General features: G+C 69.5%; 20 protein-coding genes and 1 tRNA gene. 8 read left to right on the top strand and 13 right to left on the bottom strand.

Annotated features, from left to right (window positions below; translation table 11 throughout):
* The first annotated feature begins 50 nt into the window (after positions 1 to 50).
* Complete coding sequence (locus QM611_RS08795; protein WP_415079533.1) at positions 51 to 731, top strand: winged helix-turn-helix transcriptional regulator; 681 nt, start codon at positions 51 to 53, stop codon at positions 729 to 731.
* Here the strand turns inward: QM611_RS08795 and QM611_RS08790 are convergent.
* Together QM611_RS08790 and QM611_RS08785 are read right to left on the bottom strand one after the other, a co-directional pair.
* Complete coding sequence (locus QM611_RS08790; RefSeq protein ID WP_415079532.1) at positions 673 to 1,227, bottom strand: hypothetical protein; 555 nt, start codon at positions 1,225 to 1,227, stop codon at positions 673 to 675. The two genes, QM611_RS08795 and QM611_RS08790, sit on opposite strands and share 59 nt — an antisense overlap.
* The gene (locus QM611_RS08785; RefSeq protein WP_415079531.1) at positions 1,224 to 1,937 is read right to left on the bottom strand and encodes a hypothetical protein; all 714 of its coding nucleotides are present in this window, start codon (positions 1,935 to 1,937) and stop codon (positions 1,224 to 1,226) included. Before QM611_RS08785 ends, QM611_RS08790 begins: the two co-directional genes overlap by 4 nt.
* Before the next feature lie 74 nt (positions 1,938 to 2,011).
* Here QM611_RS08785 and QM611_RS08780 point away from each other — a divergent pair, with 74 nt between their 5' ends.
* Together QM611_RS08780 and QM611_RS08775 are read left to right on the top strand one after the other, a co-directional pair.
* A complete protein-coding gene (locus tag QM611_RS08780; RefSeq protein ID WP_415079530.1) occupies positions 2,012 to 2,476 on the top strand; it encodes a MarR family winged helix-turn-helix transcriptional regulator in 465 nt (154 codons plus the stop codon).
* A gap of 459 nt (positions 2,477 to 2,935) precedes the next feature.
* Positions 2,936 to 3,006, top strand: a tRNA-Gly gene (locus QM611_RS08775).
* 78 nt (positions 3,007 to 3,084) lie between these two features.
* Here QM611_RS08775 and QM611_RS08770 read toward each other — a convergent pair.
* The 4 genes from QM611_RS08770 to QM611_RS08755 form a co-directional block, all read right to left on the bottom strand.
* Complete coding sequence (locus tag QM611_RS08770; protein WP_415079529.1) at positions 3,085 to 3,309, bottom strand: hypothetical protein; 225 nt, start codon at positions 3,307 to 3,309, stop codon at positions 3,085 to 3,087.
* Positions 3,309 to 4,130, bottom strand: coding sequence for a hypothetical protein (locus QM611_RS08765; protein ID WP_415079528.1), 822 nt, complete (start codon positions 4,128 to 4,130; stop codon positions 3,309 to 3,311). The genes QM611_RS08770 and QM611_RS08765 overlap by 1 nt, the downstream gene beginning before the upstream one ends.
* A gap of 126 nt (positions 4,131 to 4,256) precedes the next feature.
* Positions 4,257 to 4,637 (bottom strand): fluoride efflux transporter CrcB, encoded by a 381-nt coding sequence (gene crcB, locus QM611_RS08760; RefSeq protein WP_415079527.1) that lies wholly within the window; start codon positions 4,635 to 4,637, stop codon positions 4,257 to 4,259.
* Positions 4,634 to 5,137, bottom strand: coding sequence for a fluoride efflux transporter FluC (locus QM611_RS08755; RefSeq protein ID WP_415079526.1), 504 nt, complete (start codon positions 5,135 to 5,137; stop codon positions 4,634 to 4,636). The genes crcB and QM611_RS08755 overlap by 4 nt, the downstream gene beginning before the upstream one ends.
* 221 nt (positions 5,138 to 5,358) lie before the next feature.
* Between QM611_RS08755 and QM611_RS08750 the strand changes: the two genes are divergently transcribed.
* Positions 5,359 to 6,891 (top strand): DUF222 domain-containing protein, encoded by a 1,533-nt coding sequence (locus QM611_RS08750; protein ID WP_415079525.1) that lies wholly within the window; start codon positions 5,359 to 5,361, stop codon positions 6,889 to 6,891.
* Between the two features lie 27 nt (positions 6,892 to 6,918).
* Here QM611_RS08750 and ykgO read toward each other — a convergent pair whose 3' ends face one another.
* Positions 6,919 to 7,041, bottom strand: coding sequence for a type B 50S ribosomal protein L36 (gene ykgO, locus QM611_RS08745; protein WP_105567245.1), 123 nt, complete (start codon positions 7,039 to 7,041; stop codon positions 6,919 to 6,921).
* An 89-nt stretch (positions 7,042 to 7,130) separates the two neighbouring features.
* On the opposite strand from ykgO, the gene QM611_RS08740 reads away from it, so the two are divergent.
* Positions 7,131 to 8,150 (top strand): GTP-binding protein, encoded by a 1,020-nt coding sequence (locus QM611_RS08740; protein WP_415079524.1) that lies wholly within the window; start codon positions 7,131 to 7,133, stop codon positions 8,148 to 8,150.
* Between the two features lie 36 nt (positions 8,151 to 8,186).
* Here the strand turns inward: QM611_RS08740 and QM611_RS08735 are convergent, their stop codons facing one another.
* On the bottom strand, positions 8,187 to 9,467 hold the full coding sequence (locus tag QM611_RS08735) for a serine hydrolase domain-containing protein (protein ID WP_415079523.1): 1,281 nt from the start codon (positions 9,465 to 9,467) through the stop codon (positions 8,187 to 8,189).
* Between the two features lie 85 nt (positions 9,468 to 9,552).
* Between QM611_RS08735 and QM611_RS08730 the strand changes: the two genes are divergently transcribed.
* A complete protein-coding gene (locus tag QM611_RS08730; RefSeq protein WP_415079522.1) occupies positions 9,553 to 9,867 on the top strand; it encodes a DUF2470 domain-containing protein in 315 nt (104 codons plus the stop codon).
* Positions 9,868 to 9,935: 68 nt separating this feature from the next.
* Positions 9,936 to 10,595, top strand: coding sequence for a heme oxygenase (biliverdin-producing) (locus tag QM611_RS08725; protein WP_415079521.1), 660 nt, complete (start codon positions 9,936 to 9,938; stop codon positions 10,593 to 10,595).
* A gap of 24 nt (positions 10,596 to 10,619) precedes the next feature.
* Here QM611_RS08725 and QM611_RS08720 read toward each other — a convergent pair whose 3' ends face one another.
* Entirely contained in the window at positions 10,620 to 11,981 is a 1,362-nt protein-coding gene (locus QM611_RS08720) for an ATP-dependent DNA helicase (RefSeq protein ID WP_415079520.1), read from the bottom strand.
* A gap of 46 nt (positions 11,982 to 12,027) precedes the next feature.
* On the opposite strand from QM611_RS08720, the gene QM611_RS08715 reads away from it, so the two are divergent.
* Positions 12,028 to 13,158, top strand: a complete 1,131-nt coding sequence (locus QM611_RS08715) for a hypothetical protein (protein ID WP_415079519.1) — start codon at positions 12,028 to 12,030, stop codon at positions 13,156 to 13,158.
* Here QM611_RS08715 and QM611_RS08710 read toward each other — a convergent pair.
* From QM611_RS08710 to rpmG, 4 genes are all read right to left on the bottom strand, one after another.
* Positions 13,155 to 15,221, bottom strand: a complete 2,067-nt coding sequence (locus QM611_RS08710; protein ID WP_415079518.1) for a cytochrome c oxidase assembly protein — start codon at positions 15,219 to 15,221, stop codon at positions 13,155 to 13,157. The genes QM611_RS08715 and QM611_RS08710 overlap by 4 nt on opposite strands.
* A 170-nt stretch (positions 15,222 to 15,391) precedes the next feature.
* Positions 15,392 to 15,679 (bottom strand): HU family DNA-binding protein, encoded by a 288-nt coding sequence (locus QM611_RS08705; protein WP_415079517.1) that lies wholly within the window; start codon positions 15,677 to 15,679, stop codon positions 15,392 to 15,394.
* 368 nt (positions 15,680 to 16,047) lie between these two features.
* Entirely contained in the window at positions 16,048 to 16,353 is a 306-nt protein-coding gene (gene rpsN, locus QM611_RS08700) for a 30S ribosomal protein S14 (protein WP_415079516.1), read from the bottom strand.
* A 4-nt stretch (positions 16,354 to 16,357) separates the two neighbouring features.
* A partial coding sequence (rpmG, locus tag QM611_RS08695; protein WP_415079557.1) for a 50S ribosomal protein L33 occupies positions 16,358 to 16,522 on the bottom strand: 165 nt, incomplete at its 5' end.

Below are 16,522 nucleotides of genomic sequence, written 5' to 3'. Positions count from 1 at the left end.
ATCAAATAAAGCAAACATCAATATATACAGTCAAATGCTACTCTTGCTCCATGCGAAACCGTGAGTACGGACAGTTCTGTGGTCTGGCGCGTGCGGCGGAGGTGGTGGGGCAGCGGTGGACGCTGCTGATCCTGCGTGACCTGCTCGTGGGTCCGCGGCGCTACTCCGACCTCGCAGCCGGGCTTCCCGGCATCCCCTCCAACCTGCTGTCCACGCGCCTGAAGGAGCTGGAGCAGGACGGGCTGGTGGTGCGCGAGGCGCGCAGCGGCGCGGATCGCTCGATCGTGTACGCACTCACCGACCGCGGCGCCGCGCTCCAGCCGGCACTCGATGCTCTGTCGCGCTGGGGCGCCGCCGAGATGCGCGAGCCGCGAGAGGGCGAGGTCGTGACGGAGGCGTCGCTCGTCTCCGCGCTGCGGGTCGCAGCGGGCGGTGGGACCCCGACGCGTCGCCGACTCGCCTTCACCGTCAGGGCCGGGCAGGTCGCCGCCCACGCCGTCACCGGCGACGGTGTCGTGACGGTCGGCGCCGGGGAGCATCCCGACGCGGATCTCGTGATCACCGGCGGACCGGGATTCCGCGATCTGCTGGCCGGTGCCCTGGACCCGGCGGCCGCGATCGCCGACGGCGTTGTCGACCTCGAGGGCGATCCCGTGCTGCTCGAGGATTTCGTCACGATGTTTCACGTCCCCTACAGCCCGTCCGCGGCCGCACCAGCGGCCGTTCCGTGAAGCGTCGCGACGAGTGCCGTGGCGATCCGCTGCTGGCCGGCGAGGGAGGGTGGACGCCGTCCGGACCCTGTAGTTCGGGATGGGCGGGGATGCCGAACACGTCGACGAGGTCGACAACGGGCTCGTCGAAGGCTCGGATGGCGTCGGCGATCGCCAGGACGTGCCGGAGGATCTCGGCCCAAGACGACAGGTCGTCGGTGAGCGAGTCGCCGACGGCGAGGATGCGGGCGCCGCGCAAGAACGGGAGCCGCGCGACGCGGTCGACGAACTCGCGATCGGCGAGCAGCCCCTCCGCGGCGGAACGGGCCAGGGCGTCGAACCGCTCTCGGATCGCGGCGTACTCTTCGAGGCTCACGCCGAAGATCGCTGGGAGCGATTCGGCGAGCCCGGGGAGGTAGCCGTAGAGCTTCTCCAGGTGCACGTACTGCAGTTGGGGCGCCGCTTGTGGCGCGTGGGGGGCGACAGACGCGCTGCGCCCCTCGCGCGGGGCGTTCATTCGCGGGCCCCCTGGCCTGGGCGCGTCTCGGTGTGGCGGGTCTTGGGGAGCAGGAACCCTGCGGCGACGAGCCAGATCAGTGATCCGAACCGGCCGATCGGGATGAGGAACTGCAGCGGCTCGAGCACCATCGTCAGGAAGCTCAGCTCGGCGAGCCCGGCGACCACGAGGCCGGTCCACGCGAACCAGACCGGGACCAGCCGCAGCAGCAGAACGGGGACGGCAATGCCGGCGACCAGCAGCCCGAGCCCGAGGACGTGAGCGAACCCGCCAGCGGCGAAGCTCACGTACGAGAGCGCGTGGGTGAGCTCGGGATTCGCGCTGACGACATCCTGGCTCTGCGTCCAGGTCACGATCGCGGAGACGGCCAGGAGGATCGCCGCCGCCACGCCGCCGAACAGTCCGATGTTCGGGCCGGGGACGCGAATGCCCAGCCGCTGCTGCCGGGCGTACATCGTCGCGGCGTAGAGCCCCAGCGGGATCGCCGACCCCAGTTGCAGCATCGAGGCGAACCGGACCGCAAACCCGTGGTCGGCGAAGAACCCGGACACGGTCTCCGTCCCTGCGAACGGAGAGGTGATCGTGCCGCCGCCGGAGAGCACCGCCATCGAGATCAGGCTGCCGACCAGCAGTCCGAGGGAGGCCAGGCCGAGAATGCCGAGGTTGGGTCCGCCGCCCGCGCGGGCGGGAGCGGTAGTGCGAGTGCTCATCAGGAGATCCTTTCATTCATAGAAACAATAGTACATAGTATGAATGATACTGCAAGTGAGTTATTCTGATGCGTATGAACGCCCGCCGCCCACGCCGCATCGCCTTCCTTCTCGCCCAGCTCGGCGCAGACGCCTCCGCCGCCTTCGAGGAGGCGCTCACGCCCCTGGGCATCACCGCATCCGAGGCAGGACTGCTGCGCCTGGTCGGAAGCAACCCCGGGGTCAGCCAGAAATCGGCGAGCGAGCAGCTCGGCGTGGGGCCAAGCCGGGTCGTGGCCGTCCTGGACCGGCTCGAGCGCGGCGGGCACGTCGAGCGGCGTCGCAGCGCGACCGATCGTCGCAGCCACGAAGTGCACCTCACCCCCGACGGGGAGCGACTCCTCGCGGCCTTGCGCCCCATCGCCGAAGCCCACGAGAAGGCCTTCACCGACGGCCTCGGCGAGGACGACCTGGACCGGCTCGCCACCAGCCTCGCGACCATCGCCGCAGCCCGCGGGCTCAGCCGCGACATCCATCGCGACACCCGTTCCCGGGGCTGAACCCGCCATGACACCGACACAACCATCCGCGCCGACACCCATGCGCCCAGCCAGGGGTGGAGACGTGCATCCGACCGTGGTCGGATGCGCAGACGCGCTCACCGATCCGGGATCAGTGTCGTGACGGAGACACACGGTCAGTGACCGCACGATCCGAGACCGGCGCGCGATTCTGGGCTGCATCGGGCCTGTGCGCGGGCGTGGCGCCTCCTACCGCCGCGATCCTCGGCGCGCCGCCACCTTCGCCCGGAGTGTGGGGCGGGATGGCAACCATCGTGCTGGGCCTTGTCGTCGGGTTCCTGCCCCGGCATCAGCGTTCCATGCCTCATCCCGCGCGTCTGATGACGCGCGGGATGAGGCATGGAACGCGGAGCGCGATAGGCTGGGGCAAGCGTCGCCTCACGGCGGCACTGCACTTGGCCTTGATCAGAGACCTCGTTCCCACCGTTTCAAGGCCTCGGGGATGTAGTTCAATGGCAGAACTTCTGCTTCCCAAGCAGACAGCGCGGGTTCGATTCCCGTCATCCCCTCCGATGGCTCGGAGTGGCACCGCAGGTGCCGCGCCGGGCCATTCGCGTGCGTGAAGTCGGCTCGAACGCGCCGCGGACCTAAGCGCTCTGGAGCTCGCGACCGGAGAAGTATCGCGCGTGGGTCTTCTGCAGTGTCTCGATCGAATCGCTGTTTAACGAGGCGATCTCCCAGTCCTCATCGGTGCGCTCGCGCTCGAGCCGCAGACGGTAGAGCAGGGCTTCCCGGTGACCGCTCTCTCCAAGAAACTCGTGAACGCGCCGATCTCCGCTGGGCCGGTGGTATTCGATGACGAATCCTGGCATCACGACCCCCTCCCCTCTCGTACACCGATGAAGAACTCCCGCAGCTTTGCGATGCTCTGTTGGAGACTCTGCTCGTCGCGCAGGCCCCGGCTCTTGAGTTGGTCAAGTCTAAGGCGATCCTCCTCGGACACGGTCCTTATTCCGCGGCGAGCGTCATCCTCTAATCTCAGATCGATTGAAGCAGCCTCGTTTCGGTTCCACTCAATCGACGAGATCCGGACAGTGGACAACTCTCGCAGAGCTTCAACGACCTCCCGACGACCTTCGTCTTCTGGCAGCTCGTCGTATCGAATCCCACGGCCGAAGACATCCGCTGCCGCCTCATACATGTTCGCCCACTCGCCTTGGAGATGGGTCCGCACCTGCACCTCAACACGCTGCGGGAGACGCAGCCAGATATGCACGGCCCGGTATCCGCTGTGAGGCTCGTCACGCATGTCCTGGACGCACGTCGATATGTCATGGTCGTAGACACCGCAGATGGCATTCACAACAGCATCCTGCTCGTCAAGAGACATCTCCGCCTCGAAGCGGACGCCGGCGATGTCCTGGACGGTCGGGAGCTTGTAGGTAGGATGTCTTCTCAACTTCTGCCGAAGGGTGTCAATGGTCTTGGCCCGTGAGGTCACCTCAAACGGTCGCTCACGCAGGAGCGGCGGCCAGTCCAGGCCAGAGATGCGGCGTTGCACAGAGGCCGCGAGATCGTTGTACCAGGCCATGACTTCGCCGTAGCTGGGGTGATCCGAGCCGGGTGGCGTCTCGTCTCGAATGTGAACGCCCAACCGTTTGAGCTCGTTGGTTCCCCAGGGACAGGCGTCCATGTCTGGGATGATAACGGGCCTCACGGACAGTCACTCGCGCGCGACGACGGGATCGCGGTGCTGCTGTCGACGCACGATCCGGCGATGCACTCGCGCGTCCCGCAACGCGGCATAGGTGCGGCCGCGTCAGAGCAGTGAGCCCAGCAGCATACCGACCGCCGCGGCGAGGAACGCGGCGAGCATCATGCCGAAGCCGTTCAGCAGTGCGGGGCCCCACCGCCCGAGCAGCGCGAGGCGCACCGTCTCGAACGACGCCGTGCTAAACGTCGTGTAGCCGCCGAGGAATCCGACCCCGATGATCACCCGCCACTCGGGCGGCAGGGCGTGCGCGACCGCGAGGGCGGTGACGACGCCCAAGAGGAACGACCCGCTGACGTTGATCACGGTCGTGCCGATCGGGTAGGTGCGGTGGATGCGGCCCGTGATCGCGCCGTCGAGCACGAAGCGCGCGACGGCTCCAAGCCCGCCGGCGACCGATAGCGCGAGGACGACCCAGAGCGGCATCATGCTTGGCTCCCGCGGCGGCGTGATTGACGCGGGCGGCGGGGCAGGAAGAGGCCCAGCGCGATGCCGCCGAACGTCGCGGCGGCGCCGACGACCACGGTGGCCAGCGCGTAGAGCGCGGCGCCCGCGACATCCGCCGACGCGATGAGGCCGTCGGCGTCCACGGCGAACGCGCTGTACGTCGTGTACCCGCCGAGAAAGCCCGTGCCGAGAAGCAGCCGCAGGGCGCGCCGCAGGCCATGGTCGGGCCCGCGGCGAGTGAGCGACTCGAGCAGCCACCCGAGGAGGAACGCACCGCTGACGTTGATCACGAACGTGGCGACGGGCAGCCCGCCCCAGGACGGGATCGCCAGCGACAGCAGGTAGCGCGTGAGTGTGCCGAGCGTGCCGCCGACGAAGACGAGAGCGAGGCAGTCGACCCGCACGTGCACGGGTCGCGGCGGCGGCGTGATCGTGTCGTCGACGTCGATGTCGGGGTCGAGGGGAAGGGACTGATCGTCCATGGGCCTCCTATCTCGGGCACGGCGAATTTCGAGATAGGGACCGTTGTCGGCGGCGCCGAGGTTGTTCGCGGTGGGCCCCACCACCGCCTGCACCCAGTCTGCCAGAAGCGCTGCGCGGGGCACATCGGCCGTGCGCTCCTGCACAGGCGGTGCCGTTATCGAGTTGTCCACAGATTATCGAATCTATACACGAATGTCAGTCGCCCGTGAGACTATGGATTATGCACTTTTTGACCGGCATTCACGAGAGAGTCGAGGCGCTGTGCGCGCATCGGCGGCTCGATGTGGAGGCTGGCGGGCTCGTCGACGCGATGCGACGGCTCAGCGGCGACGAACTGCTCGCCATCCTGGCGCAGGCGTCCGACATCAAGAACGCGCTGGAGCGGCTGGTGTCTGTCGGCGCGGGCGTCGTGGCTGAGCGCTCGGCGCGAGGGCTCGGCCACACTGGCCTGGCCGCGACGCGCGGGCACGCCACGCCGACATCGCTCGTGCAGTCGATCCTGGGCGGCACGCGCGCCGACGCCGGCCGGGCGGTGCGCGCCGGGCAGTCGCTGCTCGAGGCAGGCTCTGGCGATGAGGGGTCCGAGGCGATGCGCGACGAACCGGCCGAGCAATCGTGGGCGACACCGTGGCACGAGCCCCTGGATGCCGCGCTGCTCGCGGGCGAGCTGACGGTGGCGGCACACGACGCGATCACGCGTGGCCTCGGTCAGCCCCCGACGCGCGCGGCGGGCGGGAGTCTCGAGGATGGCGGCGGGCTCGGCGACGACGCGGATACCGCGATCCGGGAGGTGTGGCGGATTGCCGCCGCCCAGCTTCTCGCCGAGGCGACGGCGTTCACCGTCGAGGAGCTCTTCCGTCGCGCACGGCAGGTGTGCGACGCGCTCGATCCCGTCGGCGTGGAGGAACGGTTCGCGAAGCGGTACGAGGCCCGGTCGTGGCGGATGTGGACCGATCGCGACGGAGGGAAGCACGCGCGCATCGATTTCGACGACGAGATGGGCGAGTTCGTGGAGGACATGATCGGCGCCGCGCCGCGTCCGCGACGCGGCGGGCCGCGCTTCGTCAGCGATGAAGAGCGGGCCGCTGCCGACGCGCTCGTCGAGGATCCGCGCACGAACGACCAGCTCGCCTATGACCTGGTCGTCGATGTGCTGCGCGCTGGCGCGCTCGCGAACGCGTCCGACGTCTTCGGCTCCCGTCAACCCGGCGTGCGCATGGTGGCCGTCAAAGGCCTCGTCGGCCCGCGCGACGGGCGTGGCCGCCTGCTCGCGACCGCCAGCCTCGAAAGCGGCGGAGCGACCCTCCCGGGCTCCGTGCTCGAGCGCGCGCTGTGCGACCTCGGCTCGGTCGATGTGACGGTCGATTCGTGCGGCAATCCGCTCGACGTCGGGCGCGAGCAGCGCCTGTTCACGCCCAAGCAACGCCTGGCGCTGGCGATTCGCGACGGCGGGTGCCTGTGGCCGGGATGCGACCGTCCGCCCGCCTACTGCGAGGCGCACCATATCGACCACTTCGCCGAAGGCGGCCGCACCGACGGTGACCGCGGCATCCTGCTCTGCCGATACCACCACATGGCGCTGCACCACGGCGGATGGAGGATCACGCGAGACGGACTCGGGCCGTTCCTGCTGCATCAGCCCGGAAACGCCGACGATCCGATCGTGCTCCGATCGCGATCACCCCTGCGCTGGGCCTGGGATCCGCCGCCCGAAAGACCCGGCTGGCGACATCCGGTCGCACCCGCCGCCTGAACGGGGCCCGCCGCGGGCGGGCTCGACTCAACCCTGCCGACCCTTGAAGCGCGGGTTCTGCTTGTTGATGACGTAGACCCGCCCGCGCCGGCGCACGACCTGCGCGCCGGGCTGGTTCTTCAGCGACTTGATCGATGCTCGCACCTTCATTCCAGCCTCCGATTGTTGTTTGTTACTGATAATGCTTATCATTAATACCACTCATCGATGGCCGACGCGGAGGAAAGAAGGCGAATCGGATGGCACGCGCCGACACAGTGGACGTGATCGCTGTCGTCGGCGCGTGCGGACCGGAGCGGCACCGCTACGCGCGAGATCTCGCGGCCGCGACGGCACGCACGTTCTTTCCGGCGACCGGGCTCGAGCTCTCCCCGAGCCCGGTCGACGAAGCCGTCGCGATGATCCCGTGGACGGACGCGCCGGCCGGTGCTGTGGTGGAGTTCCCCGCGACCGTCGTTGCGACCGAGCTCGTCGGCAACCTCACCGCGGAGGACACGCCCGCACAGCTCACGAGCATCGTGTGCGTCGTCGACGCGCCGCACCTGCTCAACGACCTCGACCGCGACGACTACGCCGTCCAGCTCAGTCGGCACGGTCGTCACCACATCGCGCGCGCGATGCTGACAGCGCTGCAGCTGGAGTACGCCTCCGTGATCGTGTTCGTGAACTGGGAAGGCGTCGACACGCCGCGACTGGCCCGGCTCATGGCGCTGGCAAGCCACGTGAGCCCACACGCCCGGCTCCGGCTGCACGTCGACGCGGGCGCCGACACCCCTTCGGCCGAACGCGGTGCCAAGACTCACGGCCACCCCGGCTGGGTGAGCCTGCTCAACGACGAGTTCGCGCCGCGCATGACCGATCCGGGCGTGAGCGCCTTCCGGTACGAGCAGGCGCGGCCGCTGCATCCCGCTCGTCTTCAGCGCCTGTTGGACGAGCGAATCGAGCGCGGCGAGTTCGGCGCCGTGATCCGCTCGGCAGGGTTCTGCCGACTCGCCACACGCCCGTGCCGCACGGCGCAGTGGGATCACGTCGGCAGGATGATCTCGTTCTCGCCGGTCGGCGGCGACGAGCCCGAGGAGCTTCTCGCGCTCGGGCAGGACCTGGCCTTCATCGGGCTCGGCCTGGACCACACGGGGTTGACGGCGGCTCTCGACGACGCGGCGCTCACCGACGCCGAACTCACCGCGGGCCCGGCGCGCTGGGCCCGCTTCGCCGACCCGTTTCCTGCCTGGAGCGACGCAACGCGGCAGACCGGCTGAGCCCGGTGGTCAACCGTCGCTAGGGGCGGGCCCGGCTCACGAGGTGCACAGCGCCGCCTTCGAGATGTCGGTGTGGAACTGCTCGGCCGTCCAGGGCAGGCCGAACTGCGGCGCCTCCTCGCCCTTCGCCGCGGGAGCCTTCGAGGCGATCGCCGCGAGCTCCCACGAGAGCTTGGCCGCCACCCGCGCCGAGCGGGCCGAGTTGTTGAGCACCACGGCGACGGTGAGACCCGTGCTCGGGTCGGCGAAAGCCGCGGTCAGATAACCCGGCACCGAGCCGAACTGTCCCACGAGCGAACCCGCGTGGTACGCGCCGCCCGTCGTGGTCAACCACGATGGCGCGCCGGAATAGGGCGGCATCGGGGACGCCCAGCGCGCCTTCGCCTGGTCCTCGTCGCTCGCGAGCGAGCCGGCCGCGAGCGCCTGCGCGTAACGGCCGAGGTCGTCGATGGTGGAGACGACGCCGGAGTCGGTGAAGCCCGTGCTCGTGGAGACCTCGGTGACATCCGCCGCGTTCGCGCAGTCGTACTTCTTGCCGGAGCGAGCGGACAGCGTTCCGCGCAGCACGGCCGACCCGCTGGCCCACTGCCCGTCGCCGCCGGGCAGCCGGGTGTTGGTCAGGTCGAGCGGATCGAACACGTAGTAGTCGAGCAGGTCGGCAGCGGAGCGGGATGTCGCGCGCATGAGCGCAAGCCCGAGCAGGACGTAACCCGCGTCGGAGTCGCGGTAGGCGTCGCCGGGCGAGGTGCGTCGGGTCTGGCCGAGGCCAAAGCTCGCAAGCTCGCGCGGGTTCCACACCCGGGTCGGGGTGTTCAGCCACATCGATGTCAGGGTGCTCTGGTAGGAGCCGATGCCGGAGGTGCCGTTGCAGAGTTGGAGGAGCGTGACATCACTGAGGTCGGGCACGCCGTTGACGTAGTCGGTCACCGGGTCGTTCAGCTCGACCTCGCCATCCGCCGCGGCGCCGTAGAGAGCGTCACACGTCATGGCGCGAGTGATATCCCCCACTCGGAACGGCATGTCGGTGGTGACTTCGGTTTCGTCATCGGCAGAAACCGTGCCGCGGGCGACCACCCACGTGCCGCCCCACGGCACCCACACGCCCACGATCGCACCAGACGCGCCGGACGCTGACATTGCGTTCGAGACCGCGGCATCCAGTTCGGAGACCGTGTCGCTGCCCAGTTCGGCCTCCACTTGCGACGGAACCGCGATCTGCACGCTGCGGTCGGGCGCGCATGCGCTCAGCGAGAGAATCGCGAGCGAGAAAGCGGCGAGCGCGGCGACGGCACGACGACGTGTGGTTCGAGCCGGCATCTCACCCCCAGGACAGTCTCCATCGAGTGTAGACGAGTCGAGGCAGTCTCCGAGCCCGCCGAGAACACCGGGTTACGGTGGAGGGATGCCGCACGCGTTCGACCCCGCCGTGGTGCAGGCCATCCTGCGCCACATGAACGACGACCACCCCGACGACAGCGCGCTCATCGTGCGCGCGTTCGGCCCTCGCGCGGACGTGCGCGCAGCGGCCATGACAGGACTCGACGGCGACGGCGGGGACTGGCTCGCCCACTTGGCCGACGGCACGACCCGCGCGGTGCGCGTCGCGTGGCCCGGCGGCGCGATCCATGAGCGTGCGGCAGTGCGCCGCGAGGTCGTCGCGCTGTACGACGCCGCGTGTTCCCGGCTCGGGGTCGAGCCGCGCCCGCACACCCGCTGAGCCGAGTCTGGGGCAATGCGGAGAAAACTCTTATTAGGTTCCCCTTACCTGAAGGTATGATGGTGGGCATGCACGCCCCCATCCCCTTCTCCGCCGCACTGCGCGAGCGCTCCTCCGGCGCCCACTCGGGCAGCGAGAGCGCCGGGTTCATGGCCGACCTCATCAAGGGCGAAGGCACGCGCGACGACTACGTCGCGCTGGTCGCCCAGCATTACTTCATTTACGAGGCGCTCGAGGCAGCAGCCGCACGGATGCGCCGCGACCCCGTCGCATCCGTCTTCATCTCCGACAAGCTCACGCGGCTGCCCGCGCTGGAGGCAGACCTCGAGTTCCTCGTCGGCCGTGACTGGCGCGAACGCATCGCGCCGCTGCCGACGACCCGGCGCTACGTCGACCGCATCAACCGGGTCGGCGCGACATGGCCGGGGGGCTTCGTCGCCCACCACTACACCCGCTACCTCGGCGACCTGTCGGGCGGCGCGTTCATCGGCAAGCTCATGGCGCGCCGGTTCGGCTTCGACACAAACGGCATCGGGTTCTACCTGTTCCACGACATCGCCGACCCGCGGGCGTTCAAAGACGTCTACCGCGAGCAGCTCGACGCTGCCCCGTGGGACGACGCGGAGAAAGAACGCGTGATCGCCGAGGTGCTGCTGGCGTACCGGTTCAACACCGAGCTGTTCGAGGACCTCGCGCGCGCCAAGCACGCCCCCGCTTCCGTCGCCTGAGCCCCAACGGCACACCCCTCGCGGTCAGCGGCGGGGGGCGGAGGCAGACATGAAGCGCTCGACATCCGGGTCGACGCGGATGTCGGACGGACGCAGCGGGCGCGACAGGTACAAGCCGTCCAGCGACGTCAGCCTCGAGAGCGCAACGTAGGTCTGGCCCGGGGCGAACGCGCCGGAGCCGAGGTCGATGATCGCCCGGTCGTAGGTCTTGCCCTGCGACTTGTGGATCGTCACCGCCCATGCGAGCCGCAGCGGGAACTGCGTGAACTCGGCCACGATGTCGCGCGACAGCGACTTCGAGCTGGCGTCGTACGCGTATCGGAACCGCTCCCACACGGCGGGCTCGACGTCGTGTTCGACGCCGTCGACCTCCACTCTGACCACTCCGCCCGCGATACGCGTCACCGTGCCGATCGAGCCGTTCACCCAGCGCGCCGGCGCGCCGTGCGAGGCGGTGTCGTTGCGCAGGAACATCACTTGCGCCCCGATCTTCAGCTGCAGCTCGACGTCGGCGGGGTACGCGTCGCCGCGCCCGAAGTCGCCCGTGATGTCGGCGGTCGCCGTCTGCGCCCGGCCGGGCAGCGCGTCCAGGTGCCGCCGGTTGATGCCGTTGACGATATCGTTGCGGGTCGCCAGCGTGATGATCGGCGGCTCGCCCGACTCGGCGGCCGGCGGCCGCCGAGCTCCGGTCTCGTTGAGGATCTGCGCGATCTCGGCCGTCACTCGCCCGTGCCGCACCGCGTTGAGCATCGCCGTGAACCGCGCGTCGGATTGGCGATGGATGTCGCGAAGCTCGCTGATGCGCAGCTGCGCGCCGTGCGCGCCGACATCCATCAGTCCATCGCCGCCCACCTCGCCCGTCCACACGCGAGCGTCGAAGAACCAGAACGAGCGGTAGTGGTCGCGCACGTAGCGCAGCTCGTCGCCGCGCGGTGGCACGGGCGCGAGCTGGTACGGGTCGCCGAACATCACGACCTGCACGCCGCCGAACGGCTCTCCACGACGGCCGCGGGCGCGCCGGAGCGCACGGTCGACGGCGTCCATGAGGTCGGCGTTGACCATCGACACCTCGTCGATGACGAGCGTGTCGATGGCGTTCAGCAGTTTGCGCGTGGCATCCGACTGCGGCTCGTCCGCGGTGCCGATGAGTCCGATCGGCAGGCGGAACAGCGAATGGATCGTCTGCCCCTCGACGTTCAACGCGGCCACGCCCGTCGGAGCGCACACTGCGATCCGCTTGCTGGTGCGCGCAGACACGTGTTGCAGCAGCGTCGATTTTCCGGTGCCCGCGCGGCCGGTCACGAACACGTGCTCGGTCGTGTCCTCGATAAGCCGGAACAGCGCCTCCTGCTCGGGCGAGAGGGGCGGCGTGGTCACCCGACCCATGCTAGGCCGACGCGGGATCGGTGGGCGCCTTTCCTAGACTGGGGTTGTGGAGGACGGGGTGGGAATGGTTCCGGCGCACCCGCCGGCGCATTCTCCTGCCCCGGCCGAGGGCGGCACCCCGGCCGGCGGCGACGCGCCGGCATCCCGCCGTCGCTCCCGGCTGAAAGTCGACCTCGCCCTGCTCGCCGTCGTCGGGGTGATGCTGGTGGCGGCGACGACGGCCACGGTCGCGACGCTGTACCGCGACATCTACAGCCCGACCGCATTTGTCGAGCGCTATCTCGGCCTGCTGAGCGAAGGCCGCGGAACCGACGCGCTCGCGCTTCCCGGCGTGACTGCCGACGCCGACGCGCTGACTGCGGCAGGCCTTCCCGCCGACGCGTCGGATGCGCTGCTGCGCGGGTCCACGCTCGCCGAGCTCTCCGACATCGCCGCCGTGTCGGAGCGGCGCGACGGCGACATCACGCGCGTCACGATGTCGTACGTGGCGAACGGGCACGCCGGGACGACAACCTTCGAGGTCGAGGCGGACGGCTGGATCGGCGTCACGCCCGCGTGGCGGTTCGCGCGCAGCCCGATCGGCGTGCTCGAACTGACCGTGCGCGGCGCGATGCGGTTTTCGGTGAACGGGTTCGAGGTCGACAAGCGGCAGGTCTCGGCGGAAGGGATGGCGGTCGACGCGCTTGATCCGCTCCCGATGCTCGTGTTCTCCCCGGGCGCCTACCGCGTATCGGTCGACACCGCGATCTCCGAGACACCGGGGGTCGAAGTCCTGGCCGACACCCCCCTCGCCAACACTCCGGTGGACGTGCAGGCCGAGCCCACCAAGCAGTTCGTCGCGGTCGTGCAGGAGCGCGTCGACGACTTCCTCGCGGAATGCGCCACCCAGCAGGTGCTGCAACCGACTGCATGCCCGTTCGGGTATGTCGTGACCGACCGCATCGACGGGCTGCCGAAGTGGAAGATCACACAGACCCCGACGATCACCGTGGAGCCGAAAGGCGCCGACTGGGTGATCCCCGCCGTGAGAGGGGTCGCGCGGGTCAACGTGGACGTCGTCTCGCTGTTCGACGGCACGGTGCAGCACGTGCGGGAAGACGTGCCGTTCATCGTCACCGGGAACATCACGGTGCTGCCCGACGGCACGGCGTCGATCCGCGTCGGCGGCGCGGACTAGCGCGGAATGCGAGGTTGTTTCGCAGCGAGGCCGGCGAGGTACGCGTTGTACTCCGCAAGGTCGACGTCGCCGGTGCGGTCGGCGTGCCGATCGCGCCGGCGCTGCATCCGCTCGTCGCTCCTGCTCCACTGAATCGCGACGGTCACCGCCAGCACGAGCGTCGGCAGCTCGCCGATCGACCACGCCATGCCACCGCCGACATACTGGTCCTCCAGTGGCGCCGCGCCCCACGTGCGCCCCATCGCTCCGAACCATTCGGCCGCCATCAGGCCGCTCTGCATCATGATGGCGATGCCGAAGAACGCGTGCATCGCCATCACGGCGATGAGCAGCACGAGGCGGAACGCGTGCGGCAGCCGGTATGGCACCGGGTCGATTCCGACGAGCGACTGCACGAAGAGGTAGCCCGTGATCAGGAAGTGCGCGACCATCCACTCGTGCCCAAGGTGGTCGTACAGCGACCACCGGAACAGATCGGTGTAGTAGAACGCCCACAGCGACCCGATGAACAGGGCGGCGGTCACCCACGGGTTGGTGACGACGCGGGCGAACGGGGTGTGCACGGCCCACAGGATCCACTCCCGCCCGCCCCGGGTGCCGTCGTCGCGTTTGCGGATGGCGCGGGCGGCGAGCGTGACAGGGGTTCCGGGCACGAGCATCACCGGGATCGCCATGGTCAGCAGCATGTGGCCCATCATGTGGACGCTGAACAGGTAGTCCTGGTAGACGTTCACCGCGCCGCAGGTCACCCACACCAAGAGCGCGAGCCCGCCCAGCCACAGCACCGTGCGGTAGGCCGGCCACGCGTCGCCGCGACGGCGCAGCCGCCACACTCCGGCGACGTAGAAGAACGCGCCGAAGGCGGCGACCGTGAACCACAGTGGGTCGATGCTCCACGACGTGATCCAACGGTCGGGTGTCAGCTCGGGGGGCAGCGGCGCCCCGGTGAGCAGCTCGGCGGGCGTCGGCGCGGCGGGCGGCTGCTCGGCGACCGGCGGGGACGTGCGCGACAGCGCGACGGCCGCGCCACTGGCCGCGCCCATGATCGCGAGCTCGACCGCGATGAGCGACCAGAAGCGGGGTGACAGCTCCCGGGCTTGTCGAAGGGAGCTATCCCGCATCCGTCCGATGAACCGGCCGCGGTACCACGCGCCGAGCACGCCGAGCGCGACGAGCGCGACGACCTTGACGATCAGCAGCCCGCCGTACGCGGACAGCAGCGCCTCCGGCGTCTGCAGCGCGATGACCGAACGCACAAGCCCGGAGCCGGCGACGATCACAAACGAGAACAACGCGATCGTCGAGTAGCGCGCAAGCAGCGTCGCCGTCTCGTCGCGGCCGAGCCTCGGCCGCACGATCACGACGAGCAGCAGCCCGCCGATCCACAGCGCCGCGCCGATCGTGTGCACCACGAGCGCACCGACCGCGGCGTTGTGCGAGGCCAGCTCGCCGCTGTGGCCCTGCGTGGCCATCGGGACGAGCGCGGCGACGGCGATGAGCGCGACGAGCAGCGCGGGCGTCCATGTGCGCACCGCGAAGGCGAGCACCGTGAGCGCGGCGCCGGCGATCGCCGTGATGAGCCACGTGCGCCCGAGCTCGACCTCGGTGAGGAAGCGCCCCAGCTGCGCGCCGAACTCGGGGCCGAGCCCGAGCTGCGGGTCGAACGCGTCGAGGAACGTGAGAAAGCCGGTGGCCGCGGCGGCGATCGTGAAGACGGCGGCCGAGGCCGACGCGGTGTCCAGCGCGGTCTCGAACGGCGCAGGCCCGGGGCCTGCGTCGGCGCGAGAGCGCGCGGCGGGTTTCAGTGCGAACAGCGCGAGCACGAGCGATCCCGCCATGCCGGCGGCGGCGATGTTGACCACCGCGCGCGCCACGGGCAGCCCCCACCGCACCAACGGCCCGGAGTCGCCGATCGCGAGGGGCGCCGCCCCGCCGCCGAACGCGAGCCCCGCGGCGAGCACGACGAGCGCCGCCACGACGAGGATCGCCGGGCCGGCCACGCGCAGAGCGCGCGGCGCGCCTTGCGGCGCGCGGGCGCCTCGCGAAGCGCTGGTGAGGGTCACGCCCCAAGCCTAGGCTTCGCCGCGGATGTCGGAGAGTCGGCGCAATGTCGGAGCATCCGCGCTGAATCCTCCGACATCCGCCCGATTCTCCGACATGGGGTCTGCCGAGGGATGCCGCGGGCATGCAGAAGGGGGATGCCGCGTGGCATCCCCCTTCTGCGGCAGCCGGATTACTTGACGGCGGCCTTGAGCTTCGAGCCCGCCGAAACCTTCACGCGCTTGCCGGCGGGGATCTTGATCTCCGCACCCGTCTGCGGGTTGCGGCCGGTGCGCGCGGCGGTGTCAACGCGCTCGAAGGAGATCCAGCCCGGGATCGAGACCTTCGAGCCGCTCGCGACCGCCTCGGCGACGTTCGAGAAGAGCGCGTCGAGCACGCTCGACACAGCGGACTGGCTCTGACCGGTCGAGCTGGCGATGCTCGCGACGAGCTCGGTCTTGGTGATGGACTTGTCGGCCATGTTTTGCCTCCAAAGCGGCGGATGACCGCTTCTGCTTGCTACGGACCGGGTGGACGTTTCGCCCCCGGCTGGTCGATCGACCGCCTCGAACTATACCCAGAAACCGCGTAATTCCGCGGATTTCCCGGCATCCGACGTCATCTTCCTGGCGTTTCGCTGCGGCGGGTGTGGTTTGTGTTGCAGATGTGACGGATGCCGCGCCGGACACTCGGGAAAGCACCCCTCGGGGTCCGGAGCCGACGGGCGCCGAGGGGGAACGCCGAAGGCCGGAGCCACAAGGACTCCGGCCTTCGCAGGTGCTGGCCTACCAGCTCGACGGCGACACTGCGGGCTGGCCTACCAGCTCGACGGCGACACTGCGGGCTGGCCTACCAGCTCGACTTTGTCACGCCGGGCAGCTCGCCACGGTGCGCCATATCGCGAAAGCGCACACGCGAGATGCCGAACTTCGACAGCACGCCGCGCGGACGGCCATCGATGACATCGCGGCTGCGCAGGCGCACGGGCGACGCGTTGCGCGGCAGCTTCTGCAGGCCGACGCGCGCGGCCTCGCGCTGCTCGTCGGTGCTCGCCGGGTCGACGAGGGCCTTCTTCAACTCGGCGCGCTTCGCCGCGTAGCGGTCGACGACGGCCTGACGCTGCTGGTTGCGCGCGATCTTGCTCTTCTTCGCCATGAGATCAGCGCTCCTCTCGGAATTCGACGTGCTTGCGCACCACCGGGTCGTACTTCTTGAGCACGATGCGGTCGGGGTTGTTGCGGCGGTTCTTGCGCGTCACGTAGGTGTACCCCGTGCCGGCGGTCGAGCGCAGCTTGATGATGGGACGGACGTCCTGAGCCTTCTT

The sequence above is a fragment of the Microbacterium sp. genome (assembly GCF_047606685.1).
In the GTDB taxonomy this organism is placed as follows: Bacteria; Actinomycetota; Actinomycetes; order Actinomycetales; family Microbacteriaceae; genus Microbacterium.
The sequence above is the reverse complement of the archived record's forward strand: the minus strand, read 5'-3'. Positions and strand labels throughout refer to the sequence as shown.